Annotated in this window: 22 protein-coding genes; 10 read left to right on the top strand and 12 right to left on the bottom strand. The window is 43.6% G+C overall.

Annotation, left to right across the window (positions count from 1 at the left end):
* Positions 1-395 precede the first annotated feature (395 nt).
* The 3 genes from ACFQZI_RS12645 (at position 396) to ACFQZI_RS12635 (ending at position 5,098) form a co-directional block, all read left to right on the top strand.
* Positions 396-1,796, top strand: a complete 1,401-nt coding sequence (locus ACFQZI_RS12645) for an ATP-binding protein (protein WP_377142957.1) — start codon at positions 396-398, stop codon at positions 1,794-1,796.
* Positions 1,797-1,799: 3 nt separating this feature from the next.
* Positions 1,800-3,461, top strand: a complete 1,662-nt coding sequence (locus ACFQZI_RS12640; protein ID WP_377142955.1) for an FAD-dependent oxidoreductase — start codon at positions 1,800-1,802, stop codon at positions 3,459-3,461.
* 74 nt (positions 3,462-3,535) lie between these two features.
* A complete protein-coding gene (locus tag ACFQZI_RS12635; RefSeq protein ID WP_377142953.1) occupies positions 3,536-5,098 on the top strand; it encodes a CotH kinase family protein in 1,563 nt (520 codons plus the stop codon).
* A 136-nt stretch (positions 5,099-5,234) separates the two neighbouring features.
* Here ACFQZI_RS12635 and ACFQZI_RS12630 read toward each other — a convergent pair whose 3' ends face one another.
* The 9 genes from ACFQZI_RS12630 to ACFQZI_RS12590 all read right to left on the bottom strand — a co-directional run bounded on the left by ACFQZI_RS12630 (position 5,235) and on the right by ACFQZI_RS12590 (position 15,151).
* Positions 5,235-6,164 (bottom strand): bestrophin family protein, encoded by a 930-nt coding sequence (locus ACFQZI_RS12630; RefSeq protein ID WP_377142951.1) that lies wholly within the window; start codon positions 6,162-6,164, stop codon positions 5,235-5,237.
* 21 nt (positions 6,165-6,185) lie between these two features.
* Positions 6,186-6,683 carry a hypothetical protein gene (locus ACFQZI_RS12625; protein WP_377142950.1) on the bottom strand — a complete coding sequence of 166 codons (498 nt, stop codon included), beginning with the start codon at positions 6,681-6,683 and terminating at the stop codon, positions 6,186-6,188.
* Between the two features lie 340 nt (positions 6,684-7,023).
* A complete protein-coding gene (locus ACFQZI_RS12620; protein ID WP_377142948.1) occupies positions 7,024-8,385 on the bottom strand; it encodes a sensor histidine kinase in 1,362 nt (453 codons plus the stop codon).
* Positions 8,369-9,064: a response regulator transcription factor gene (locus tag ACFQZI_RS12615; RefSeq protein WP_377142946.1), complete on the bottom strand. Its 696-nt coding sequence runs from the start codon at positions 9,062-9,064 to the stop codon at positions 8,369-8,371. Before ACFQZI_RS12615 ends, ACFQZI_RS12620 begins: the two co-directional genes overlap by 17 nt.
* Before the next feature lie 258 nt (positions 9,065-9,322).
* A complete protein-coding gene (locus ACFQZI_RS12610) occupies positions 9,323-10,009 on the bottom strand; it encodes an NAD-dependent epimerase/dehydratase family protein (protein ID WP_377142944.1) in 687 nt (228 codons plus the stop codon).
* Between the two features lie 40 nt (positions 10,010-10,049).
* Positions 10,050-11,987, bottom strand: coding sequence for a tetratricopeptide repeat-containing sensor histidine kinase (locus tag ACFQZI_RS12605; RefSeq protein ID WP_377142943.1), 1,938 nt, complete (start codon positions 11,985-11,987; stop codon positions 10,050-10,052).
* 91 nt (positions 11,988-12,078) lie between these two features.
* Positions 12,079-13,158, bottom strand: a complete 1,080-nt coding sequence (locus tag ACFQZI_RS12600) for a lysylphosphatidylglycerol synthase transmembrane domain-containing protein (protein ID WP_377142942.1) — start codon at positions 13,156-13,158, stop codon at positions 12,079-12,081.
* A gap of 19 nt (positions 13,159-13,177) precedes the next feature.
* On the bottom strand, positions 13,178-14,596 hold the full coding sequence (locus tag ACFQZI_RS12595; RefSeq protein WP_377142940.1) for an alkaline phosphatase family protein: 1,419 nt from the start codon (positions 14,594-14,596) through the stop codon (positions 13,178-13,180).
* 204 nt (positions 14,597-14,800) lie between these two features.
* Positions 14,801-15,151, bottom strand: a complete 351-nt coding sequence (locus ACFQZI_RS12590) for a winged helix-turn-helix transcriptional regulator (protein ID WP_377142938.1) — start codon at positions 15,149-15,151, stop codon at positions 14,801-14,803.
* 104 nt (positions 15,152-15,255) lie between these two features.
* On the opposite strand from ACFQZI_RS12590, the gene ACFQZI_RS12585 reads away from it, so the two are divergent.
* The 6 genes from ACFQZI_RS12585 to ACFQZI_RS12560 all read left to right on the top strand — a co-directional run bounded on the left by ACFQZI_RS12585 (position 15,256) and on the right by ACFQZI_RS12560 (position 21,404).
* Positions 15,256-16,008, top strand: coding sequence for an SDR family NAD(P)-dependent oxidoreductase (locus ACFQZI_RS12585; RefSeq protein WP_377142937.1), 753 nt, complete (start codon positions 15,256-15,258; stop codon positions 16,006-16,008).
* A gap of 23 nt (positions 16,009-16,031) precedes the next feature.
* Entirely contained in the window at positions 16,032-16,658 is a 627-nt protein-coding gene (locus ACFQZI_RS12580) for an NADPH-dependent F420 reductase (protein ID WP_377142935.1), read from the top strand.
* A gap of 152 nt (positions 16,659-16,810) precedes the next feature.
* On the top strand, positions 16,811-17,401 hold the full coding sequence (locus ACFQZI_RS12575) for a Crp/Fnr family transcriptional regulator (protein WP_377142934.1): 591 nt from the start codon (positions 16,811-16,813) through the stop codon (positions 17,399-17,401).
* A 285-nt stretch (positions 17,402-17,686) separates the two neighbouring features.
* The gene (locus ACFQZI_RS12570; RefSeq protein WP_377142933.1) at positions 17,687-18,445 is read left to right on the top strand and encodes an SDR family NAD(P)-dependent oxidoreductase; all 759 of its coding nucleotides are present in this window, start codon (positions 17,687-17,689) and stop codon (positions 18,443-18,445) included.
* Between the two features lie 119 nt (positions 18,446-18,564).
* Entirely contained in the window at positions 18,565-19,116 is a 552-nt protein-coding gene (locus ACFQZI_RS12565; RefSeq protein WP_377142931.1) for a hypothetical protein, read from the top strand.
* 107 nt (positions 19,117-19,223) lie between these two features.
* Positions 19,224-21,404 (top strand): TonB-dependent receptor family protein, encoded by a 2,181-nt coding sequence (locus ACFQZI_RS12560; RefSeq protein WP_377142929.1) that lies wholly within the window; start codon positions 19,224-19,226, stop codon positions 21,402-21,404.
* 105 nt (positions 21,405-21,509) lie between these two features.
* Here the strand turns inward: ACFQZI_RS12560 and ACFQZI_RS12555 are convergent, their stop codons facing one another.
* From ACFQZI_RS12555 to ACFQZI_RS12545, 3 genes are all read right to left on the bottom strand, one after another.
* Positions 21,510-21,878, bottom strand: a complete 369-nt coding sequence (locus ACFQZI_RS12555) for a response regulator (protein WP_377142928.1) — start codon at positions 21,876-21,878, stop codon at positions 21,510-21,512.
* A 75-nt stretch (positions 21,879-21,953) separates the two neighbouring features.
* Complete coding sequence (locus tag ACFQZI_RS12550) at positions 21,954-22,244, bottom strand: putative quinol monooxygenase (RefSeq protein WP_377142926.1); 291 nt, start codon at positions 22,242-22,244, stop codon at positions 21,954-21,956.
* Positions 22,245-22,420: 176 nt separating this feature from the next.
* Positions 22,421-23,002: a thymidine kinase gene (locus tag ACFQZI_RS12545; RefSeq protein WP_377142925.1), complete on the bottom strand. Its 582-nt coding sequence runs from the start codon at positions 23,000-23,002 to the stop codon at positions 22,421-22,423.
* Positions 23,003-23,078: 76 nt separating this feature from the next.
* On the opposite strand from ACFQZI_RS12545, the gene ACFQZI_RS12540 reads away from it, so the two are divergent.
* Complete coding sequence (locus ACFQZI_RS12540) at positions 23,079-24,191, top strand: hypothetical protein (RefSeq protein WP_377142924.1); 1,113 nt, start codon at positions 23,079-23,081, stop codon at positions 24,189-24,191.
* Positions 24,192-24,194: the final 3 nt, after the last annotated feature.

The raw sequence follows: 24,194 nt of genomic DNA, 5'->3' as shown, positions 1-24,194 counted from the left end.
AATTTGTGTAAACCTATTTTAGTACTTAACTTTAAAGTGTAAATCAACCCCAGTATTAACAACCAATAGTGTAAACTTTTTTCAGGACGGGTCATTTTTGAGGGTGTCCCATTCCGTCCCGTTTTTTTAAAAGTGGGACACCCATGCTAAAAACATCAAACGTTTAAAATACAGAATATTCTGTATTTTAAGTAAAGAATAAGTTGAACTCAAATAAAGTTTGTGTAATTTTCAAGTAGCTAATTATCAACTGATTATAATTTTCAGCAAGTAGTGTCATAAATAGTGGGACACCCGGTAATAATCAATAAAATTAATTGCCCGGCGGGGTGTTAATACTACACCTTTAACAACTCAAAAAATACCGTTATACTTGTATAACATATTACTGCTACATGAATAACGTAACTTTAGCCGATTTAAAGGCTATCCCCGCCTTTGAGCAAGTGCCCGATGAGCAATTGGAATGGCTGCTGGCCAATGGCGAAAGTCTTGGAGCTGAAGAAGGCGAGCACATTTTTGAAAAAGGCGACCCCTTAGACCGCACCCTGATCATAATTGAAGGCCGCCTGCGCTTTTGCGCAGAGCAAAATGGTAAGGTTAGGGAAGTAGCATTACTTAAAGCGCCAATTATTACGGGTTACCTGCCTTACAGCCGGGGCACTGTTGTAGCGGGCTACGGCGAGTGCATAGATAAATGCCGTGGACTATATGTAAAAAAAGATAAGGTGCAGGAGGCTATAAAACTCCATTACGAACTTACAGCCGCACTGGTACACACCATGACCACCCGTGTGCGCGATTTCACCTCGCTGCAACAGCAAAACGAAAAGATGTTCGCGCTGGGTAAGCTATCGGCAGGTTTGGCGCATGAGCTTAACAACCCGGCATCGGCCATCAGCAGGGGCGCTTCGTCGCTCCAAAACCAGATCAAACGCCTGCCCGATATTTTTAAGGAAGTAGCCGCGTTAGATATAGCGCCCGATAAACTGGATACCATCAACCAGATCCTCATCAGCAAAACACACCAAACCGACCGCCCCACCCTAAGTATAATGCAGCGCGCCGATCTGGAGGATGAACTTAGCGACTGGCTGAACGGCCACGGCATAAAAGATTTTGACATTGCCGAAAACCTTACCGAGTTTGGCTTTACCCCCGACGACCTCGACCATATGAACAACTGCACACCGCAGCCCCAGTTAGGCGTAGTGCTGGATTGGATGAGCAATTACCTGCTGCAGGAAAAAATGGTGTCGGACATCAAGGAATCGTCCGCACGTATCTCCGAGCTGGTGAGCTCGGTAAAAACCTTTACCCATATGGATAGGGATACCGATAAGCAGCCGCTCGATATCCACGCGGGCATCCGCAATACGCTTACCATGCTCAACTACAAGCTGCGCAAAGGCAATATAGAAGTAGTAGAAAACTTTGATCTGAAACTGCCCCTTGTAAAAGCCTTAGCCGGCGAACTTAACCAGGTTTGGACCAACATGATCGATAACGCCATTGACGCTATGGAAGAAAATGGCAAAGGTGTGCTCACCATAAGCACCAAGCTCGACCGCGATTTTGTATGTGTTTACATTAAAGACGATGGCGTCGGCATTCCTGAAGATGTACAGTCGCAAGTGTTCGACCCGTTCTTCACCACCAAGGATATGGGTAAAGGCACCGGCCTCGGGCTGGATGTGGTTACCCGCATCATCCGCCAGCATAATGGCACGGTGAAGGTGGCCTCGGTACCCGGCAATACCGAATTTACAGTTTGTTTCCCCCTAAATGATAACTAAGCAATGGACCAACTCCCTATCATATTTGTAATTGACGACGACCAGCAGGTGCTGCGTGCCATAAGCCGCGACTTGAAGAACCATTACCGCGAAGAGTACCGCATCCTGAGCACATCATCGGTAAAGGAGGCTTTGGATAGCCTTACCGAGTTAAAGAACAAGGGCGAGGTAGTAGCCCTGTTCCTGAGCGACCAGCGCATGCCCGAAATGGAGGGCGTTGATTTTTTATGCCGCACTACAAACGTGTTCCCCAATGCCAAGCGCGTGCTGCTAACCGCTTATGCCGATACCGATGCCGCTATTAAAGCTATAAACGAGGTAAAGCTTGATTACTACCTTACTAAACCCTGGGACCCGCCTGAGGAAAAGCTGTACCCTATCCTAACCGACCTGCTGGAAGACTGGCAGGGACATTACAGGCCGGATTTTAGAGGGATAAAGGTGATAGGATACCAGTATTCGCCAAAATCGCATGATATTAAGGAGTTCCTGTCGGGATACCTGGTACCTTACCTTTGGATGGATGCCAATACTGAGGACGCACAGAAGGTTATCGCCCTTAATAAGCTGGATACTAAAGAACTGCCGGCTATAATTTTTGCTGATGGCACTTTGTTAAAAAATCCGCCGGTTAAAGATATAGCCGCGAAAATCGGCTTAACGCAGGAAGCCAAAAACGAAATGTACGATGTGGTGATAATCGGCGCAGGCCCGGCAGGGCTGGCAGCCTCGGTTTACGGCTCATCCGAAGGGTTAAAAACCTTGCTGATAGAGAAAAAAGCACCCGGCGGCCAGGCAGGCACAAGTTCGCGTATAGAGAATTACCTTGGTTTCCCGGCAGGGCTTAGCGGCGCAGATTTAACGCGCAGGGCTATTACACAATCTACCCGTTTTGGCACCGATTTCCTGTCGCCGCAGGCGGTAAAAGAAATAAAACTTAAAGACAATTATAAAACCCTGGTGATGGATGACGGTAAAGAGATAAGCAGCAAAGCTGTGGTTATTACCACCGGTGTAGATTACCGCCAGTTAAACACGCCCGGCATCGATAAATTTACCGGCGCGGGCATCTATTATGGCGCCGCCATGACGGAGGCTGCATCCTGCAAGGATAAGCATGTGTATGTGGTAGGCGGCGGCAACTCTGCGGGCCAGGCGGCCATGTACCTGTCTAAATTTGCCAAAGAGGTGTTTATACTGATCCGTAAAGAAAGTTTGGCGGAAACCATGTCGTCATACCTTATCGACCAGTTGGGTAACCAGAGTAATATCACGTTAATGCCCTTCAGCGAAATTACCCAAGCATTGGGCGATACCAACCTGCAGCAATTAAAGATTCAGGACTTAAAAACAAAGGAGGTTAAAACCGTTGAGTCCGATGCGCTTTACATCTTTATAGGTGCTAAACCTTACACCGACTGGCTTTGTAAGGACATCATTACCAACGGTAAGGGCTTTATAGAGACCGGCCGCGACCTGAACTTGTGTTCGGACTTTGAAAAGATCTGGAAAGGCAAACGAGACCCGTACCTGTTAGAAACAAGTTGCCCCGGCATATTTGCGGCAGGCGATGTACGCGCCGGTGCCATGAACCGTGTAGCATCCGCCGTAGGCGAAGGCTCTATGGCCATAAGTTTTGTACATAAGTATTTGAACGAGGTGTAAACAACCGTTATTTTGAAATTTTTTTAACTATAAGTAGCTGCTAATTAGTATCTTCGTGACCTTTTTAGTTTACTATGGTTAAAAAAAATTTACTATTTCTGCTGCTTTTGGCGGCTTTTATTGGTTGTAAAAAAGAAATAACGCTTAAAAATCCACCGGTAGTTACACCGCCGGTGGTAGAGGAAGACAATGTTTCGTTTGTATCGGTAAAGCTGGAGGCTGATAAGAACCCCGGCATTATTGCTACCGATATTGATTGTACTATTAAAGGCGACGAGATAGCAGCAACCATCCCCCAGGCTGCCAAGCTTACCAAAAAGTTGGTCGTAACTTTTAGTACCCAAAACTCAACAGTTTACAAAAACGATACTTTACAGGTAAGCGGCAAAACCGCTGTTGACCTGCGCAAGCCTGTCACCTACACACTCACATCGGCAAAAGGCACTAAGCGCAATTATAAGTTTTTGGTAAGCACCTTTACAGGCATCCCCATTTTATATTTAACAACCGCCGCCCCGGTAGTATCTAAAGATAATTATGTTACCGGCAGCGTTACGGTTGATGCCAACAACCGTTTTGAGCAGGAAAAAACCACTATCCCGTTAAAAATAAAAGGCCGTGGCAACTCTACCTGGTCAAACTTCCCTAAAAAGCCATACCGCTTAAAGTTTGATAACAAAGCCGCTATGCTGGGTATGCCGGCCGCCAAAAACTGGGTGCTGTTGGCTAATTATGACGATAAAACCCTGCTGCGCAACCGTATAGCCTTAGAATTTGCCCGCAGGATAGGGTCTGATTTTGCGTCAGAAAGCCGTTTTGTAGAGGTAGTAATGAATGGCGTAACACTTGGCAATTATTTATTAACCAGCCAGGTAGAGGTAAACGAAAACAGGGTAAACATTACTGAAATGAGCACCAGCGATAACGCCGGAGATGCCCTTACCGGAGGATACCTCTTAGAGCTTGACCAAAGGCTTGATGAGGCACATTGGTTCCGCACAAAAAAGAATTTACCGTTCACAATAAAATCTCCTGAAAATGCAACACCTGCACAAATTGCCTACATCTCAAAATATATGCAGGATACGGAAGATGCATTGTTCTCTCCCGATGCAAATGACCCTGTTAACGGATACGCAAAGTACATCAACGTAGAGTCGTTTATGAACTGGTTCTTTGTAGAGGAAGTATTAAAGAACCAGGACGCCCGCGATTTTAGCAGCATCTTTTACTATAAAGACCGGAACGGAAAATTGGGTATGGGCCCCGTTTGGGATTTTGACCTCAGCAGCGGAAACATAGATTACTCGGTAGCTAAAGACCCGAATAATTGGTATAACAGAGACGCCACCTGGATGATAAACCTGTTTAAGGATGTTAAATTCAGGAGCAAGATCAAAGTACGTTGGAACCAGATCCGTAATACGGCTGTCGAGGCTATCTTCAAAGATATTGACGATAATGCCGAGTATCTAAAATTATCTCAAAAACAAAACTTCACTACCTGGCCTATACTGGACAAATACGTATGGCCGAACGCTGTGGTATTAGGTAATTATGATATGGAAGTGGCATATGCAAAAAGTTTTCTTAAAACACGCATTGCCTGGATAGATGCGGAGATAGCCAAATACTAAATTTTGGCAATAATAAATCTTATGCCTGACCTAAATAGCAGGCTATTAATAATAACTCCTTTTGGAGTTTACAATAACAAAGGCCGGTAGCATGATGCTAACCGGCCTTGTCATTAAAACAAATCAACGAAACTAATTATAGGATATAAAACACTTTTGATTTACCCTGGGCTGCACCGCCTGCGGGTTCTTCCTGCTTGTAACTCTCTTTCAGCATTTGCTTAATATCACGCTCAATGGTGCGCGATATGGTGGTGGTTGGCGTATCTGTAGGTTTATTCTCAAACGGATCCTGCAGGTGAATGGCCATGTTCTCTATCAAAAAGAAAGATGAGGCTATCGCTATAACCAGCGGAACTTCTACCACACCAAAAAATTCTATCAAGCCAAATGGCAACAGCAACACAAACAACAGTACCGATAGGTGGATGTACACGCTATAGGTTGCCGGGAACACCGTGTTCTTGATGCGTTCGCAACCACCCATCTCGTTACTAAAACGGGTTAAAGTTTCGTCCATTGCTACCTGTTGAAACTCGTTTATCCATCCCAGTTTATAAGCGCTGCGCAGGTCGGCGGCTTGTAATTCTAACAGGCCCACCGGCACATTATCATACCGCTTTAAATGTTCTATGTCTTCCTCGCTCAGCAAACGTTCAAGGCCTTGCAGCGGGTTTTCTTTGCGCAGATGATGGCTAAGGCTGTAGCACCAGGCTATCTGGCGTTTGGCCATTTTTTCGCAAAAGGCTTTCTTTTCTCCTTCGGCGTATGGTGTATCAACAAACGTTAGCAACTGGCGGGTAAGGCTGCGGGTATCATTTACAATGGCCCCCCAAAGGGTGCGCGCTTCCCACCACCTGTCGTAGGCCTGGTTAGATTTAAAAGCCAGCAGCAGTGATATAACCGTACCCAGAATAGTAGGTACCGCAATGGGTATAGAGATACGTGTAAAGTGAAACGTATTGTACATTACGGCAATAAGTACCGAGTATACTGTTACCAACAGCACCTCTTTTTTGATCTTCCCGAAAATGTAGGTTACGGGGATATTTTCTTTTAATAACATAATGGCAGATGTTTAAGGGGTTTATACTTCTAATAATTCTTCGTGCTGATAAACGGGTGCAGTTGCTTTTTGCCCCTTCATCATACTGGCATAATCGCCTTTGGGCACTGTGATAACGGGCAGGCCCGAACGCTTGATGAGCAATTCCGGGTCAACGCTGGATTGATGGATAGATGCAAAAGCATAATCGTCGCTTTTTAACACTACGTCAATCTCGTTATGCTCAATAAAATCTTTAAACATACTAAGCGTGCTGCCGTAAAGAAATTCGATCCTGATGTTTTTTATTTGCGGATACTGCGCGCGCAAAACATTACAATATCTGTAAAATTCGTCGCTCACCTTCTCATACTCACGGCTGCGGCGGCTAAGCATCAGTAACTCGGCATACGAGTCTGATAGCTTAAACACATGCACAAATACAAAGCTCAGTTCCTCACTTTTAAATTGCCTGCAAACGGCGTGTACACTATCTAATGATGACGCCTGATAGTCGGTTGGGATTAATACTGTTTTCATAGGTAGATGTTATAAGTTTAACTTTTAGTTGTTTGCTTATTACAATAGTACCTTGCACATATTAAAATGAATTAAGAGTCTTATTAGAAGTTTATTAAAATATAAAGTTTTTTATAATGATATAAATAGCTGATATTCAATTATTAAAACCAATTTGAGTACATGTTTTTAAGATACCGTATTTACTTATTAGAAAGTTATTAGAAAGCTTTCGCGGGATGAATGAGTTTGTAGTTTAGATCTTGTTCTGAAATAGTACTAAATGAGACATATTGCAGGAAAAAATCCGAAAATTTGGGCGCACAGGCACCCCCTAACCACTCTCAAAAGGGGAATTTTCTTAATCTGCCACCGGCAGCAGAATCTGGATCTCTGTACCTACCTGCTCTTCCGACCGGATGCCGATGGTGCCCTTGTGCAGGCGAATGATATTTAAGGTAAGCGGCAAGCCTATACCATGCCCCTCAAAATCGGTAGTGTTTGATGCACGGAAAAATGGTTCAAAAATGTGCTGTTGTTCTTGCTCGGGTATGCCTATGCCTTTATCAGTCACTTTAATAATAATACGCCCATCCTGCGCAGTTATCTGGATATATACCGGGCGGTTGTTAGAGTATTTACAGGCGTTGCGTACAATATTACTTATGGCCAGTTGTAAAAGGTTTATGTTACCTTCGGTATACAGCAAATTTTCGTTGGCGGGTAGTGCAGAAAAATCCAGGTCGATAATGCTATTACGGTCAATCTTTTTAACAGAATCGGCAACACCCATCACCAGTTCATCCACCCTAATCCTGGTCCAGTTTTGCTTTTTGCCATCAAAACCAGTTTGGGCCAGGCCAAGTAAACTCGCCAAAATATGCCCCAGCTTTTCGGCCTCAGCCAGGATGGTTTTAACTGATTCGCGGCCCTCTTCGGTCACCTTATTACCTTTTAACAACAATTGCGTTTCGCCGCTAATAATGGTGAGCGGGGTACGCAACTCATGCGAGGCATTGCTTACAAAATTATTCTGAGTTTCAAAAGCGGTTTCTAAACGGGTAAGCATATTGTTAAAGGTGAGCACCAATTCGGCTATCTCATCCTGTCCTTCTACATCATCCAGCCGCATGTGGAGGTTATTTGCAGTTATATTTTTTACACGTTTAATAATACCACGCACAGGCTGCACCGTATAGTACGAAAAGATCTTACCCGCTATGTATGTGAGGATAATAGAAATAACGAAGATAATAAGCAGCACCCGTTTTAACTGCTCCAACTCCTTAAAGCCGTAAGGGTCGGTAGCGCTAACGATCACAATATACTTTTCGCCATGGGTATTAAATAGCTTGCCGGCGTAAAAATGGTTTTGATCAGTGTACCGTGTTTTACTCCCCTTCAGTATGTTTTGGTAAAATTGATCGGGCAGGTCAACCACCTTTTTGTATGAGGGTAATCTTGTGGTATCTAGCTTAATTACATACTCCCGTTCGTTAGCAAGCTTTTCGAGATACCGGGCGCGTACTTCTTTATAAGCCACAGATTCCTTATCGGGGTAGATATTGGTTTCGGCGGTAAGGTTTACCCGTGCTTCGAGCCGTTTAAAAAAATCCTCAAAGCTAAATTCAGATACAAAATAAATGATAGACGCGTTTAACAGCACCAAGCCAATAGTAGATATTACAACAAACAAAAGAGTGATCTTAGTTTGAAGCCTCATCTCCGTTCTCTTTAAAAATGTAGCCCATACCAAATACCGTATGTATCAGTTTGGCGTCATACCCGTTATCAACCTTTTTACGCAAATAATTTACATAAACATCCACCACATTAGTGCCCATGTTAAAATCTATATCCCAAACATTTTCCAGGATCTGTATCCGCGACAGCACCATGTTTTGGTTTTTGGCAAAATATTCTAACAAATGATACTCAGTAGCGGTAAGCGATAGTGCTTTACCTGCCCTTTTAGCTGTTTTTGACAGGGTGTCTACCTCCAGGTCGGCAATGGTTAACACATTTTTAGGCGTGCTACCTGTTTTACTACGCCTAACCAAGGTACGGATGCGTGCCTCCAGTTCTGCAAATTTAAAAGGTTTTGCAAGATAGTCATCGGCACCGCTGTTTAAACCGGTCACAACGTTTTCAGTACTGTTCAAGGCGGTTAACATCAATATGGCCACGCTATCATCGCGCTTGCGTATCTCTTTACAAACCTGTATGCCGTTCATACCCGGCAGCATAATATCTAATAAAATTATATCAAATTGATGTGCCTGCGCCATTTCCAAACCCATGTCACCATCGGCAGCTACGCTCACCTCCATGCCTGCATCTGTTAGGCCACGCACTATTACCGATACCAAGCCCGGTTCATCTTCTACAAGCAGTACTTTCATTTATTTGGGGTTACGCAACATAAACCATCCGCGCAAAATAAATGTTTTAACTTATTATGGCGACAATATTTATATAAAGTGTAAATTTTTGTAGCTAATAAAAAGAAAGCGCCGTACCCCATGGTTCCCCAATTCCCGGATACAGCGCTTAATTACAATTAAATAATAAGGTTTAGGTGACTTATATTAACATATATAAAGCTACTACACCTTTAATAATTACGGTAGGTTGTATCCCCCCTTTTGTAAGGGTGTTTTTCACCTAAAAGATGTTAAGCTGTTTTTGCCGAGCGCAATAATATCTTTACCTTCTATAACCGGGGTGTGGTAACCATCTTGCGTAACCTTTATCATAGCTTGTGCAACCTCTGCCAATGTAACAAACCAACCTGCATAAACTGCACGGCCAACAGGGAATAACCAGCCTATGTACTTATAAAATGAATGCGCTTTTGTTTGCCCTTTTATGGGTTTTATAAACCCGGGCCTAAAGGCAAATACCTGTTTAAAAGGAAGCTTCATCAGGTCGTTTTCGGTTTTACCTTTTACGGCAGCCCAGCCTGTGCCTTTTGCATTACTATCCGTTCCCGCGCCGGACACATAGCAAAACGTCATATCGGGGTTTAGCGCGGCCAGTGTTTGTGCAACGCCTACCGTTAGCAGATATGTATTTTTATAATAATCATCCTTATTAACCCCTACCGATGAGATGCCGAGACAAAAGTAGCAGGCATTGTAACCTACCAACTGATCCTCAACAGGCATCAGGTTATAAAAATCAGCGTGGACTATCTCGGTTAGTTTTGGGTGTTTATAGCCGGATGCTTTGCGGTTAATAATTAGTACCGCTTCCACATTGGGGTGCCGGAGGCACTGAAGCATTACCCCTTCACCTACCATGCCTGTTGCACCCGTTATTATCGCCCTTATTTTTTTGCCTGCCATATTTATTTAACCAGCATTTAAGGTAATGGTTTGCACCCCATCAGGCAGGTACGTTTACGGTAACTGTGGTACCCCTGCCCGGGGCCGAGTTATATTGGATCGTCCCTTTTAAATATTGGATACGTGCTTGAATATTTTTAAGGCCTATTCCGGTAAAACTGTTGGCCTTAGCTGTATCAAAACCAACACCATTATCTTTTATTACGGCGGTAATTTCATTTACGTTACGTTTTAAAACAATATCCAACTGTGTGGCCTGAGCATGTTTAATAACATTGTTAATGGTTTCCTGGATGATGCGGTAAAGCATTGTTTCTACATTGCTCTCCAACTGGTCTTTAAAACCTGTTGTTTCCAGTTTTATCTTCAGGGTATCGGCGTTAATTTTTTCGATAAACTTTTTTAGGTCCGACGCTATGCCCGACCGCAGAATGGTATTTGGCATCATCTGGTGCGATATTACGCGTACTTCCTTGCAGCTTTCATCAACCAACGCCAGTGTATTTTCGGCTAAAAATCTGTCCTCATCACGCTGTAAATTTATCCTTTCAAACAACCCGTTCAGGTTCATTTTCACAGCCGAGAACAGCTGCCCCACACCATCATGCAAATCGGCGCCAATACGTTTACGCTCGTGTTCTTCAGCGTCAATTACCGCTTTGGTCAGCATATCCTGATGTTGCAACATTTGTGCTTGCAATTGGGCCTTCTGCTTTAACTTATTGCGGTTATATACAAGCCCCGCAACCACTAAAGCAACAATTAGTAAACCTATAATGATGGCAATAGTGGTTTCCTGCTTTATTAGCGATAATTTTTGAATGGTATTCTCTTTATTGAGCAGGTTTATCTTTTGCTCCTTTTTTTCGGTATCAAACGTAGTTTGCATCAGCGCAATTTGCTGGTTGCTTTTCTCGTTTATCAGATCCACACTCATCGATTGGTATTTACGGTGGGCGGCAAGGGCGTTCTTATAATCGCCCAATTGTTCGTAAATACTACTAAGCGCGCCCCAGCCCTGCTTTTCGCCTTGTTTATATTTGCTCTCCTGCGCATACTTCAGGCCTTTCTGCATCCAGTCAAGCGCCGGCTTAAACTGCTTTTGCTCGGCATAAACAGCGCTTATGTTCATGTAGGTATCGCTTATGTTCTTTTTATCACCAAAAAACTCATCTATTTTCAATACCTCCAACTGGTATTTCAGCCCTTTGTCGTATTGTTTCATGGCGGTATAACAATTAGCCATATTAGAGTAAACCTGCGACAAGCCGCGCATATCATTATGCTGTTTGCAAAGTGCTAAAGCTTCGGCATCACACGCGAGAGCTTTTTCAAACCGGCCGCCCTGCCCGTAAACATTTGCCAGCAGTTGCAGATTGCTGATAACAATGTTGACTTTGTTGATCTTTTTTGCAAGTTCTATGCTCTGTACCGCGTTCCGCTCGGCTTCATCAGAGTTTTGATTATCGAAATAAACCAGCGCAAGGTTTCCTAAGGAGGTTGCTATACCTACGGTGTCTTTAAATTTCTCACGAATAGCCAAAGCAGAAAGATGATTTTTTATAGCCTCGCTAAAGTTGCCCGTTTGCCAGTAAAATAACCCCAATCCATTTTGGCCTTTGGCTATACCCAATTGGTAATTGGCTTTCCTGGCTACCTCAATGCACTTTTCGCTATATTTCTTCATCATATCCATCTCTCCCTTGTAAGAACTTTGGATTGACTTAAAGGAGTAAACATTGGCAATGCCTTTTTGGAAATTGGATTTTTGAGCGAGTGTCATAGCTTGCTCAATCATTTTTTGAGCCCCATCAGGATCCATACGCTGCGTTTCGAGCGCTAATTTGTAGTAAAGGTCGGAGCGGGTGGTATCGGCTTTGGCTGTGGCAAGCACTTTCCTTAAACTGTCAACGGCTTTATTTTGAGCTACCGCAAAAACCGGGACGTACAGGAAAAGCATCAATAATAACTTTCTCATCGGGGGAATAAGATTTGGTTATTAAAGATATATTAAATATTGGTATTGATAAAAAATATTACTTGCAGTAAAATAAATTAACCACCTAAGGTTAAGCCTTCTTCATGGTTTCTTTACGTAGCAGGTTAAGCACCACATAAGCACCTATTAACGCCGGGAAAAACAACAGGAACGACCGTTGCAATAGCGTAAACACAGGTATAAAGGTTGCCGGCACTATTTTACCGAATAAGGTAGATATAAAACCTTCGGCAAAGCCGCTACCTCCCGGGGTTGGCGCAAAATAGATCATAAATTGTATAAGGATCTGGATGGATATAACCTGTACCAAATTAGCCGTTACACCCAGGCCTAATAATAATACCCACTGCAGGCAGTACTTATTAAGGTATAGCAAAGTTGTTATGAGTAAACTTAGCGGGAACAAAAACGGATTTTTACGAATGATAACGCTGCAGGTTTGCTGATATTTGCTGATGCTTTGAAATGAGCTCTCTGCCCATTTAGCCAGCTTATCTTTCCGTTTAGGAAAGATCTTTGACAAACCATTCGCTATTTTTTTAATGATGCTGCCTATCCAAAGCGGTTTCCAGAAAGCCAGCAAAAAGGCCAGCAAAAAAAGCAGGAAAAAGCTGAAACCATACCTAAGCATAGCAGGTACCATGCTGCCAACTTCGGTGGTATCCATCAGCATAATGGCTACAAAACCCGCCAATGGCATAAATATTAAAGTAGCGCCCATATTAATGAGGCTTATCGCAAACGAATCTATAAATGTTACGCCGTTGCTGGTGTATACAAAAATTTGCGCAGGGCCCGCACCGCCATGGGCAGGTGTTACCGCGCCCATAAACATGTTAGCTACATTTGCCCTAAAGCTTACCCAATGCGATACGCCCGGCGCCAGCTTGCGTATGTAGATATGGTTGCGCCAACTGCCCAGCATCAGATCCACAAAAAGCATTATAAAACAAATGGCGATGTATTTATACGATATGTGCGACAAGGCTTTAACCGTATCGCCTGTGTTATTGTAAAAGAACACCACCGCAATGGTAGCCACAGTTATTAAAGCAAACCAAAAGGCGCCTTTTATGATCACCTTTCTGTTAAATACGCTTTTAGCGTCTTGCTTTTCGGGTTCGGCGGTAGGCCTGGTAGTTTGTGTCATTTATGCGTTGGCAGTAGTATTAAAATAAAGGTTCGCCTTCCGAGCTTTTTGGGGTGATGCCTTTCCATTTCAGAATGCTATCAAAAAGATCGGCAGTACGCATGGGTTTTTCGTCCCACCCTTTTTGGTTATATATCATCGGCACATGAATGTGGTACTTATGTAACGAGCCATGCGAACCTTTGTGTTCCGGATATTCCCAAAAATCGCGCAGATCGTAGCCCAATGCGGCACTTATTACAACATCGCCCGCCCTGCGGCTTTGAAACAACTGGTAGATTTGGAACACGGCATCGGGGTAATCGGTATCAAAGGTTTTCGCAAGAATATCGCGGTGGCCGGTAGCCTCTATTTTACCTCCATATTTTAATACATCGGCAGATTGCGGCTCGTAAGTAAATACGCTATCCCTAACTGTGATCTTTGCCTTTCCCTCTTTATTATGCACTATAAAAGTTTGCTCTTCATCGCCACGGTAAATGGCGAAATCTACAGCAGGCTCCTTTAAAAGTAAAGCTAAACGTTCGGCACCCATGGCTTCTGTAATTCCTTGTTCGCGCAATACATGGTCGCCATCGTGGTTCAGGAAATGGATACTACCGAATGAATTGCCCGATATCATCACCGCGCATTTAGGGTTACTTTTCCATATTACCGGGTAATAAACAGATTTTAACCCGTGGTCTGTCATCCAGTCGGCAAGGTCAAGGTGTTTGGTAGTTGGTGTAAGGCCGTGGTCGCTGGTCATCACAAACAGGGTATCTTCCCATTTGCCCTGCTCCTCCAATTTAGCGCGTACTTCACCCAGGCTATTGTCAGCAATTTTATACGCCTCAACGGTGCGCGGGTCGCGGATGTGGTGGTAATGTGAATCCCAATCCACACTCGGGAACACCGCGAACAAGAAATCAAAATCCTTACCCGAGTTTATCATCTCCATGATGCGGCTGTGGCCCTGTATATCAACAGGGTGGTGGCGCAGTTTAAAATGCGCGCGCATATACATTAAGCCCTTACCCTTTTTACCCAGGTCGTACTCATCGGGTACGCTGCGGGTGATCATATTGTATAGGTTGTACGATTCACCCATTAACTCGAACAGCGTAGGTTTATCTGCCGGCATATCTGTATTAAACCACGCAGCCTCTGGGCCACAATAGCTGCGCATAGCCATTTTATTAAGGCGGCTACGTTTAAATTCTTTTTTATCGAACCAGCGGATGCCCGTAATATCCATAGTTCCGGGGAAATGTCCTGTTAAAAATGGCAGGTAAGCAGGACCTGTGGTGCTTGGGAAACAAGTGGTGGCCTTGCGGTATGTACCCTCGTCTATTATTCGTTTTATATTGGGCAGTTCTCCCTTTTCTATCAGTTCGGGTAAAACTTCACTATGGGCGCCGTCAACTAAATAAAACAGCACTCGCTTTTTGCTCTGCATCAGTAGTAAATTGTAATACGGCTTTAAAGTATCGTGATGGCCGTTATGCTTGTTATGTTTGTAAACGTAAAATAACTAAATTATTATCAATTGTTACCTTGCAACCTGTAACTATTATAAATACGTTTATTGCCAACAATCGCCTTTGGTGCAAAATCCTCAGTCTGAAAGTTTAGTAACAAGGATACGCTTGAATAATTTATATCACTTATAATCTGTCGCTTCAAGTGTTGGAACTATTTCATATTTAGAATTCCATTCTTTGATGTGTTCTAAGATCGGCAAAAAAGCCAGGCCTTTTTCCGACAATTTATACTCCACCCTTGGTGGCAACTCTTTGTAGGCCAATCTTTCCAATAGCCCATCCTCCTCTAACTCTTTTAACTGTTCGGTTAGTACCTTTCTTGAAATGTGTGGCACAATGGCATCTAACTGACCAAAGCGAACGGTACGGTTACTAATCACATTTATAATAATAGGTTTCCATTTATTACCGATAGTGCCAATAGCTCTTGTAAACGGGCAATTTGAAGCGCAAAATCTTTCGTCTCTCATATTTCAAAATTTGTAGTTACCCAATAGTAACCAGAATAAACCATAATGGTTACAAATATAAACTATTGGCAATACCTTTGTCCTTCAATTATTAAAAAAAGAAAATGGAAAAGTTAAAAAATAAAGTAGCCGTAATTACAGGTGGTAACAGCGGCATAGGTTTTGGTATTGCAGAAGCACTTAAAAGCGAGGGTGCGGTTGGGGCGATCGTGGGCAGAAACCAAGGTACTATAGATAGCTCAATAGCTTTGCTGGGCGATAATTTCATAGGTATAAACGCCGATGTAACCAACCTTACCGACCTTGAAAGGGTATTTAAAGAGACATCTGAAAAATTTGGTAAGATAGATGTTATAGTTGCCAACGCCGGTGCCGGAACAACCGGTACTGTAGCCGACACGAGCGAGGCAGATTATAACAAAATGATAGACCTTAACCTAAAGAGCGTTTATTTTACTGTGCAAAAAGCACTGCCTTACATGAATGATGGTGGATCCGTTATATTAATTGGGTCGAACGCAGCGCATCGGGCCTATCCGTCATTCGGGCTGTACGGTGCTACAAAGGCAGCCGTTATCTTTTTTGCAAAAGCGTTCTCTAACGACCTATTGGATAGAAAAATTAGGGTGAATGTAATTACCCCGGGCACTACCGATACCCCGGCATTTGACAAGTTTGTACCTGCTGAACAAATTGAAGCTGTGAAAACACATTTTGCAAGCGTGATGCCGATTGGCAGGATAGGCCAGCCATCAGACATTGGCAAAACAGCAGTTTTCCTCGCTTCTGACGATTCTTCCTTCATGCTCGGTGCTGAACTCCTTGTGGATGGCGGCATGACATATCTATCTAAATAATCAACCTTTAAAATAATTAAAATATGAGTAGTCCGGAAAATAAAGCGACAAGCTACGCTATAATTGGCTTTGGTAAAATAGGAAAAGCTTTGGGTAAAGCGTTTGCCCGCAACGGCATCAATGTATCTGTTGCCACCACCCGCAACCCGGAGAGCTTCGAATCCGAAGCAGCTGCTATCGGTCCTGAGATAATCGCCACAACATTAACTGAAGCCGTTAAGGCAGATGTAATATTTTTGGCGGTGCGTTTTGAAGCGCACGCAGAGGTGGCCAAGGCGTTACCCAATTGGGAAGCAAAGATAATTGTAGATGTTACCAATGCTTACGGCGTGCCTCCCGAAAAAACGGATGGTCTACCTTCTGCCAGTTTTGTTGCGCGATCTTTCGAAGGCGGAAAACTGGTGAAGGGCTTTAATCATCTAATAGCCGCTATCCTTGAGCAAAACCCGGCTGTGAACGGTGGCCAACGGGTGGTATTTCTTGCAAGCGATGATGACAACGCTGCTACTGAAGTTGGTACCCTTGCAGCAAAACTTGGCTTTGCGCCTATCCAGCTTGGCAAGCTTGCCGAAGGTGGTTTGCTTGTACAACCCCGTGGAAACAGCTGGGGTAAACTGATCTTTCAGGACCTGGTGAAGTTCGATAAATAACGCATATCGCAAACAACTCTCAGTTTATTTAAGTCCCTGTTTCTTACGGAAGCAGGGACTTTTGCTGCATGTTAACTTGTGGCAAATTCAATACATCTTTATTTTAAATTTTATCCCGCAGCTTAAGTAAATTGCGACTATTATAATAATGAATGATGCCTAATTTTAAAGCCTTTTTTGATTATATCGAAGAAATCTCAGGAACAATGCTTTCAGAGGATGATAAGCATTTGCTGATGGCACATTTCAAACCCAAAAAACTCCGGAAAAGGCAATACTTTTTACAGGAGGGCGATGTTTGCAAATACATCGGGTTTATTGTAAAGGGATCTTCCAGGACTTTTACGGTAGATGAAAAAGGGCATGAACATATCCTAAAGCTATCGTTAGAAAATTGGTGGCTGGCCGATTTTGAAAGCTTTTATCTTTTAACACCAAGCCGGTTCAATATAGAAGCGCTGGAAGAACTGGAAGTTTTGCAAGCAACCAACGCGCAAATCGAGGGCGTTCTTAAGCAGATACCTGCTTTTGCAGCCATGTCAAACGTCATCAGTCAGAATTATACCATTGCCAATCAAAAAAGAGTGCAGGCCGCTATGAGCTATACGGCCGAAGAGCGCTACGAAGACCTGATCAGCAACTACCCGCAATTTTTTCAGCGGTTTCCACAAAACATGATAGCATCCTACCTGGGTTTATCTCCGGAAACTTTGAGCAGGCTAAAGAAAAATTCTCTTAAATAGGTTACGGTAACTTTTCCGCAAATAGCTGCTTTAACCTTTGCTTCAGCCCACATGCCGTTGTGATTTTTTGGCTTACAAGCCATAATCATTCAAAAAAAATCATAACAATCTATATACCAAGGATTTATACAACAGCCCTAATTTATATCAGAACTTTGAGTTGACTTAAGTCAAGGATATTTTATGATCCATCTCAAAACTGCATCCATTACCAACCCGCATCTTTGTTAAACTTCAGAACTTAAAACATGCCTGAAGAATTTTTCAAAATTAACACATAAAATCATGAGTAAATTAGCAAACAAGGTAGCGGTAGTAACGGGCGCTTCAAAAGGGATAGGAGCAGCAATCGCGAAACACTTTGCGGCAGCGGGTGCAAAAGTAGTTGTCAATTACGCCTCAAGTAAAGAGGGCGCGGATAAGGTAGTTAAACATATAACAGACAATGGAGGTACAGCTATTGCTGTGCAAGCCGACGTATCAAATGAAGCCGATGTGGCCAGGTTGTTCGCAGAAACGCAAAAAGCCTTCGGTTCGCTGGATGTTTTGGTGAATAACGCGGTATCACAGGGGTACTCACCTATCGAACATATTTCGGTAGCAGAATTTCACCAGAGTTTCAACGTTAACGTATTAGGCCCTATCCTTACAATCCAGTCGGCATTGAAATTATTCGGCGGTAAAGGCGGTAATATCATCAACATCAGTTCGGGCGCAAGTAAATATCCGCTGCCGAATGCCTCAGTGTATTCTGCAACCAAAGCGGCTTTAGATGCCTTTACTATTGCTTTGTCTAAAGAACTGGGCGCAAAGAACATCCGTATCAACTCTATTTTGCCGGGTGCTACTGAAACAGAAGGTGCAACAAACGCGGGCGTTACCCCGGGCAGCGATTATGAAAAAATGTTTATTGCCAATACGCCGCTTGGCCGCAGGGGCCGGCCCGAAGATATTGCAAAAGCTGCAGTATTTCTTGCATCTGATGATGCAGCCTGGATTACGGGAGAACAAATTTCTGTTTCAGGTGGCATGTATGGTTTTTAAATCATAACTGCTCAACATTAGATCCCTGTTTTTACGGAAGCAGGGGTTTTTTATTTTTAAATGGCTTACATCTTTGTTTAAAAGTTTTAACTAAAATTGCATCGGTAAGCCTAATACACTTGAAACGCATTTTAGCCATATTGCTGTTAACCATCTACTTTTTCAATTGGGGTGGATATATGTTGCTGCAACATTATCTGGTTGAGCGCGCCGACAGACACATGAACGAGCTGATAAGCAATAACCTGTATGACCCAAACGCACTGGTTGAGCTTAAAGTAAAACAAAACCTGCCCGGTATAAACGAGTGGAGCGATTACAAGAATGTAAGCGGATCCATCCAGCTAAAAAATGCTTGCTATAATTACGTAAAGCTAAAATTTACCAGGGATACGCTATATGTAATGTGTGTACCCAACTGCGAAAAAACAAAGCTGATAGATAACAATGTTATTTACGCCAGGCAAATAAACGATATTCCTTCTGATAAAAACACGAGGAATAACTCCGTTAAAAAGAGCAGGGTTGATAATAGTTATGACCATCCCGAATTGGTTATCACTTTCCCTCAGTTCAGTAATATCCTGCCCGTGGGTTTTGTAAAAGAATATTCTCTCGCCGCCCCGCCGTTTATCCCGGTAGCGGGCCAGCCTCCGGAATTTATAGGCTAATCATTCTATTTTTTAGCATCTGTTATTGATCTGCAAGGTACAACTATGCCTTGTGCCGATGCTATTTTATTAATCTCATAATTTTCTATTCTTAAGCATTACTGTACATGAAACAAATTTATAAAACCCTGTTAGCAGTGGTTATAGCAACGGGCGTGCACCACGCCCACGCGCAAATAGCAAAGAAAGATACTGTAAAACTCGATAGCGTCATCATCCGGGAATCGCGCAGTAAAAACCTGCCGGATGTATCCGGCCTGTATATCTTTTCGGGTAAAAAAACTAATATTATTTACCCCGAAGCGGGCAAGGCTAATCTTGCCGGCAACAATGCACGCACCCTATTCTCGCAGATACCGGGTATTAACGTATGGGAAATGGATGGTGCAGGCCTGCAGCTTAACATCGGCACGCGTGGTACCGACATGCACCGCTCAATAGAAACCAACATGCGCCAGAATGGCTACAACACCAACTCGGATGTGGTGGGCTATCCCGAGAACCATTACAACATGCCGTTCCAGGCTATCGGCGAAGTGCAGTATGTGCGTGGCGCGTCGTCGTTACAGTTTGGCAGCCAGTTTGGCGGGATGGTAAACTTTAAAATTAAACAGCCGGACACTACCAAAACCTTCGGCATAGAAAGTGAACAAACAGGCGGGAGTAACCGCTTTTTTAATTCGTATAATGCCATTGGCGGTAAAGTAGGTAAGGTTAGCTATTACGCCTACTTTGATGCCCGCAGCGGCGATGGCTGGCGACCCGATGCAGCGTTCAATTACCGCGCTTACTATGCCAACATAAAATATCAGTTCAATACAAAAGGCAGTTTGTCGTTACAATTCTCCCGGTCGGATTATGTGCAGCAAATTGCGGGTGGTTTAACCGATGACATGTATAATGCCACCAGCAGGCAATCAAACCGCTTCCGTAATTTTTTCAAACCAGCCATTAACATCCCTGCTGTAATCTTCAATTATAACTTTGGCAGCCATACCCGGTTAGATGTTACATCGCACGTATTGTTTGGCGAACGCAGCAGCGTGCAATTTATAGCCCCGTCAAACACCGCGGACGTAGTTAACCCTGCTTTAGGTACTTACAACCCACGCCAGGTAGACCGCGACCATTACAAAAGTTTCACTACCGAAGCACGCATTTTACACAACTATAATATTGGCAGTGTACATAGCACCTTAACCACCGGCTTTAGGTATGCCAACGGCTCTACCCATCGCCGGCAAAAAGGCGTGGGTACAACCGGTACCAATTTCGACTTGAGCCTTGTGAAAGATTACGGCGTCGACCTTGACCTGAATGCTCTTAACTATGCGGCCTTCGCGGAGAACTTATTTAGCATTACCAGCAAATTTTCGGTTACGCCGGGAGTACGTTTCGAGGGGATAAAAACCACTATCGATGGTGTGGTGAACAATCGCAGCACGGATGTTAACTATAAACGCGACCGTAGCTTCCCGCTGTTTGGTACCGGTTTGCAATACCAGCTTACCAACACCACCCAGCTTTACGGAAACTTTTCACAGGCCTACCGTCCCTACATCTATGCCGCAGTTACTCCTGCGGACCAGCTTACCATTGTTGACCCGAACATGAAAGACAGCCGGGGCTACAATGCCGACCTGGGTTACCGTGGTAAATTAGGTACTGCCTTTACGTTTGATGTGAACGGCTTTTTTGTACATTATGGCAACCGCGCGGGCACATTAACCGTACAGGATGCCGGCGGTACAAACCATCTGTATTTAACTACTATAGGTGATGCCGAAGCAAAAGGCATTGAAGCTTATACCGAGCTATCGCTTATCCGCGGGTTTAATAAGCAAGCCCGCAGCGACCTGCGTTTATTTAATACACTTGCTTATACGCATGGAAGATATATCGGCGGCAGCATCAACAATTCGGGAACTAACGTTAGCCTTAAAGGCAATAAAATTGAAGGCACGCCAGATTGGACCAACCGCACCGGCTTAACCTATTTAACCGGGCACATTACCTCTACCCTGCTGTTCAGCTACGTAAGCAAACAGTTTAGCGATGCCAACAATACCGCGTTTAACCCAACCGGGGCAACGGGCATTGTGCCTGCCTACAAACTTGTAGACATGGCATTTAACTACCGTTTTCTAAAAAACTATTACGTAAACTTCAACATCAATAATCTTACTAATCAGAAATACTTTACCCGCCGTATAAACATGTATCCCGGCCCGGGAATTTTGCCCGGCGACGGTATGACATTTAATGTTGGGTTAGGCGTAAAACTTTAACCCACTAACCCTTCAAAAAGCAACGGCCGACTATTTACCATAGCCGGCCGTTATTTTAAACTTATTGATTGAAGTTTGTTATATTTTTGTTTATCCTTCAGAGAGTTAAGGGATAAGTTTTTTAACGATCCTGAATAGCTCTTCCAAATCAAATGGTTTCTTGAGGTACCCGTCAGATAGGCCTTCTTTAGCTATTTCGGCAATGTTGCTTACAGCCGATACTATTATTATGGGTATATTGCTTGTTTTCGGGTCAGATTTTAATTCCCGGCTTAATTGCTGGCCATTGGCGTCACTTTTCCATTCGGTGAGCCAGTTGTCAATCATGATCAGGTCTGGCTTGTGTTGATCTAAAGATTTCAGTATCCTGGAGTTATCAGACGAGATCACGTTATATCCTTCGCTTTCTAAAGCGAGTGTTACCGTGTCCCTGATATCCTTGTCATCCTCAATAAATAAGATCTTTTTAGCCATAATCTATATAACATTGCTTTTTAATTATAACAGTAAACTATAAATATTGTTTATGTCTGCGAGAGTAAAAACTTGTTAAATTAAGCGTGTAAGTATTTTTACATCAGCCGCGGTTTCTAAGAGCACCGGCGATATATGTACAAAGTATTTATAATGTGGTGCCTCCATATGCCGGCTTAAGGCGTCTTCGTCTACCCACTCCTCCTCAATTACATATTTAGTGGGCTCATCTTTATACTGGTAAAGTTCGTAAGCCAGGCAGCCCTCTTCTTTCAAAGACGCTTCAACAAGTTTTTTCAGTTCGGTATCAAACGCCGCTTCAGCATCCTTTTTACAATGCATATAGGCAAGTAAGCTAATGCTCATGATATATCGGTTATTTTAAAGATAACCTTAATTAATAACGCATTGTTTATTTGGCTTATGTAATTTTATTTATACAACGCGCTATATGATGCTATTCTGAGCTGATTGTTAAGAGGTCGCAATCCATTATCAGCTAAGATAATTGCTCTACCAACCTGCAAAAGTTGTGCAGTGGCTTATATGCTTCCGTCCAGGTTAAAGCAGTTCCTGCACCGGGCCTCGTAGCTTTCTTTTTCGCCCAAAAGTATCTGGCTTTCGTTGGGTACCAGGCGGTACGAATACATGGCCTGCTGCCCGCACTTCACACACACGGCATGTAGCTTGGTTACCGAATCGGCCATAGCCATTATCTGTGGCATGGTACCAAAAGGGCGTCCCTTAAAATCCATATCTAAACCGGCCACAATTACCCGTATACCGGCATTGGCAAGAGTTTGGCAAACCTCCGGCAAGCCATCGTCAAAAAACTGAGCCTCATCAATCCCAACTACCTGTATGTGGCCGGCCAAAGGCAAAATTTCGGCTGCTTTGCCAACTGCTTTTGAAGGGATGGAATTGAGATTATGTGATACCAGGGCGCTTTTATCGTAGCGCGTATCGGCCACCGGGCTAAAAATTTCTACATTAACTTTTGCTATCCGCGCGCGGTTTACCCGCCTTATCAGCTCCTCGGTCTTGCCCGAAAACATTGACCCACAGACAACTTCAACACTCCCGCCAACTTCATTTCGCCTCTTAAAAACTTCCTCGGTGTACAATCTCTCAAACTTTAGTGAGGGGCTAATATCAGAATTTTATGCTATTTTTGGTAAGCAATTTCCTAACATTAAAGCCATGAAGCAGCAGGAAGTATTTAGAAAGACCGGCGATATTTTAAAAGAACTTAATGAGCATTACGAGGAACTTAAAACAACCACGGGCGCCATTTTTGACCTGGAACTGGAACTGTTTATATCTAACGCGCACTTCTTAATAAACCATGCCGAGATTTTAAAAAAACTTAGCCAGCAGCAAGCCCAGCAACAGCATACATTGCCGCAGCATGTAGAAGAGAAAAGGATTGAGCTGCCCAAACCCGCTGAGCTTAGGCCCGAGCCGGTTAAGCCGGAACCAGTAAAGCCGCCGGTATCTGAAATAAAAACTGGCAACGATGAACCAAAATACTTTGAGCCGCTTGTGCACCAGGCAAGGCCGATGGTAGAACGCACACCGTTTAAACCTGAAAAACCGATAGAACAAAAGCCTGTTCAGATAGAAATTACCCCTGTTGAGGATGAACAGCCCACACCACAAATAACTTTAACAGGTAGTGATGATAAAGACAGCTACTCGTTTGAACGCGAGGAACCCCAAATTATTAAGCACGACCTGATACTTGACGAAGCTGATGACTGGGACGAGGAAGATGATGCACCAATCGAGCTGCCCCTTAAAACAGAAACGGCTAAAACAAACGCGGTTACTATGGAGAGCATCCTTGATGGAGAGATCATCAACACTGAGGATGAAACGCAAGAACCAAACGTAGTGCCAACCAACCCCGAGCCGGTTATTGATAATACACCAAAGGTTGCTAAAGAAGAGCCAGCACCGGCACCGATATTTGCACCCGAAGCTGTTAACGAAACCAAGCCGCTCTCGTTTAACGAAAGGATGTCGGCACAGCTGAAAAACAATTATTTATCAACAAGTGCCGAGCCCGCCGAAGCGCCTATAAAGGATATTAAAGCGGCCATTAGCCTTAACGATAAATTACTTTTTGTAAAAGACTTGTTTAACGGTTACAGCCTTGCCTACAGCGAAGCCATTGAAATTGTGAACCGTTTTACCAGCTTTGAAGAAGCCGACCGTTTTCTTAAAACCAACTACGTTACCAAAAACAACTGGGAAGGCAAAAAAGCTACGATGGATAAGTTTTACGCTTTGCTAAAAAGGCGTTACGCGTAAACA

Origin of the sequence: Mucilaginibacter lutimaris, assembly GCF_042676625.1 — a bacterium.
Classification (GTDB): Bacteria; Bacteroidota; Bacteroidia; order Sphingobacteriales; family Sphingobacteriaceae; genus Mucilaginibacter; species Mucilaginibacter lutimaris.
The sequence above is the reverse complement of the archived record's forward strand: the minus strand, read 5'-3'. Positions and strand labels throughout refer to the sequence as shown.

What these genes read in the sequence shown, in the direction of transcription:
- ACFQZI_RS12610 (WP_377142944.1), bottom strand. Translation starts at nt 10,009, where the DNA reads ATGGCAGGCAAAAAAATAAGGGCGATAATAACGGGTGCAACAGGCATG.
- ACFQZI_RS12600 (WP_377142942.1), bottom strand. Translation starts at nt 13,158, where the DNA reads ATGACACAAACTACCAGGCCTACCGCCGAACCCGAAAAGCAAGACGCT.
- ACFQZI_RS12645 (WP_377142957.1), top strand. Translation starts at nt 396, where the DNA reads ATGAATAACGTAACTTTAGCCGATTTAAAGGCTATCCCCGCCTTTGAG.
- ACFQZI_RS12560 (WP_377142929.1), top strand. Translation starts at nt 19,224, where the DNA reads ATGAAACAAATTTATAAAACCCTGTTAGCAGTGGTTATAGCAACGGGC.
- ACFQZI_RS12540 (WP_377142924.1), top strand. Translation starts at nt 23,079, where the DNA reads ATGAAGCAGCAGGAAGTATTTAGAAAGACCGGCGATATTTTAAAAGAA.
- ACFQZI_RS12620 (WP_377142948.1), bottom strand. Translation starts at nt 8,385, where the DNA reads ATGAGGCTTCAAACTAAGATCACTCTTTTGTTTGTTGTAATATCTACT.
- ACFQZI_RS12570 (WP_377142933.1), top strand. Translation starts at nt 17,687, where the DNA reads ATGAGTAAATTAGCAAACAAGGTAGCGGTAGTAACGGGCGCTTCAAAA.
- ACFQZI_RS12575 (WP_377142934.1), top strand. Translation starts at nt 16,811, where the DNA reads ATGATGCCTAATTTTAAAGCCTTTTTTGATTATATCGAAGAAATCTCA.
- ACFQZI_RS12580 (WP_377142935.1), top strand. Translation starts at nt 16,032, where the DNA reads ATGAGTAGTCCGGAAAATAAAGCGACAAGCTACGCTATAATTGGCTTT.
- ACFQZI_RS12585 (WP_377142937.1), top strand. Translation starts at nt 15,256, where the DNA reads ATGGAAAAGTTAAAAAATAAAGTAGCCGTAATTACAGGTGGTAACAGC.
- ACFQZI_RS12635 (WP_377142953.1), top strand. Translation starts at nt 3,536, where the DNA reads ATGGTTAAAAAAAATTTACTATTTCTGCTGCTTTTGGCGGCTTTTATT.
- ACFQZI_RS12595 (WP_377142940.1), bottom strand. Translation starts at nt 14,596, where the DNA reads ATGCAGAGCAAAAAGCGAGTGCTGTTTTATTTAGTTGACGGCGCCCAT.
- ACFQZI_RS12555 (WP_377142928.1), bottom strand. Translation starts at nt 21,878, where the DNA reads ATGGCTAAAAAGATCTTATTTATTGAGGATGACAAGGATATCAGGGAC.
- ACFQZI_RS12630 (WP_377142951.1), bottom strand. Translation starts at nt 6,164, where the DNA reads ATGTTATTAAAAGAAAATATCCCCGTAACCTACATTTTCGGGAAGATC.
- ACFQZI_RS12625 (WP_377142950.1), bottom strand. Translation starts at nt 6,683, where the DNA reads ATGAAAACAGTATTAATCCCAACCGACTATCAGGCGTCATCATTAGAT.
- ACFQZI_RS12605 (WP_377142943.1), bottom strand. Translation starts at nt 11,987, where the DNA reads ATGAGAAAGTTATTATTGATGCTTTTCCTGTACGTCCCGGTTTTTGCG.
- ACFQZI_RS12590 (WP_377142938.1), bottom strand. Translation starts at nt 15,151, where the DNA reads ATGAGAGACGAAAGATTTTGCGCTTCAAATTGCCCGTTTACAAGAGCT.
- ACFQZI_RS12640 (WP_377142955.1), top strand. Translation starts at nt 1,800, where the DNA reads ATGGACCAACTCCCTATCATATTTGTAATTGACGACGACCAGCAGGTG.
- ACFQZI_RS12615 (WP_377142946.1), bottom strand. Translation starts at nt 9,064, where the DNA reads ATGAAAGTACTGCTTGTAGAAGATGAACCGGGCTTGGTATCGGTAATA.
- ACFQZI_RS12550 (WP_377142926.1), bottom strand. Translation starts at nt 22,244, where the DNA reads ATGAGCATTAGCTTACTTGCCTATATGCATTGTAAAAAGGATGCTGAA.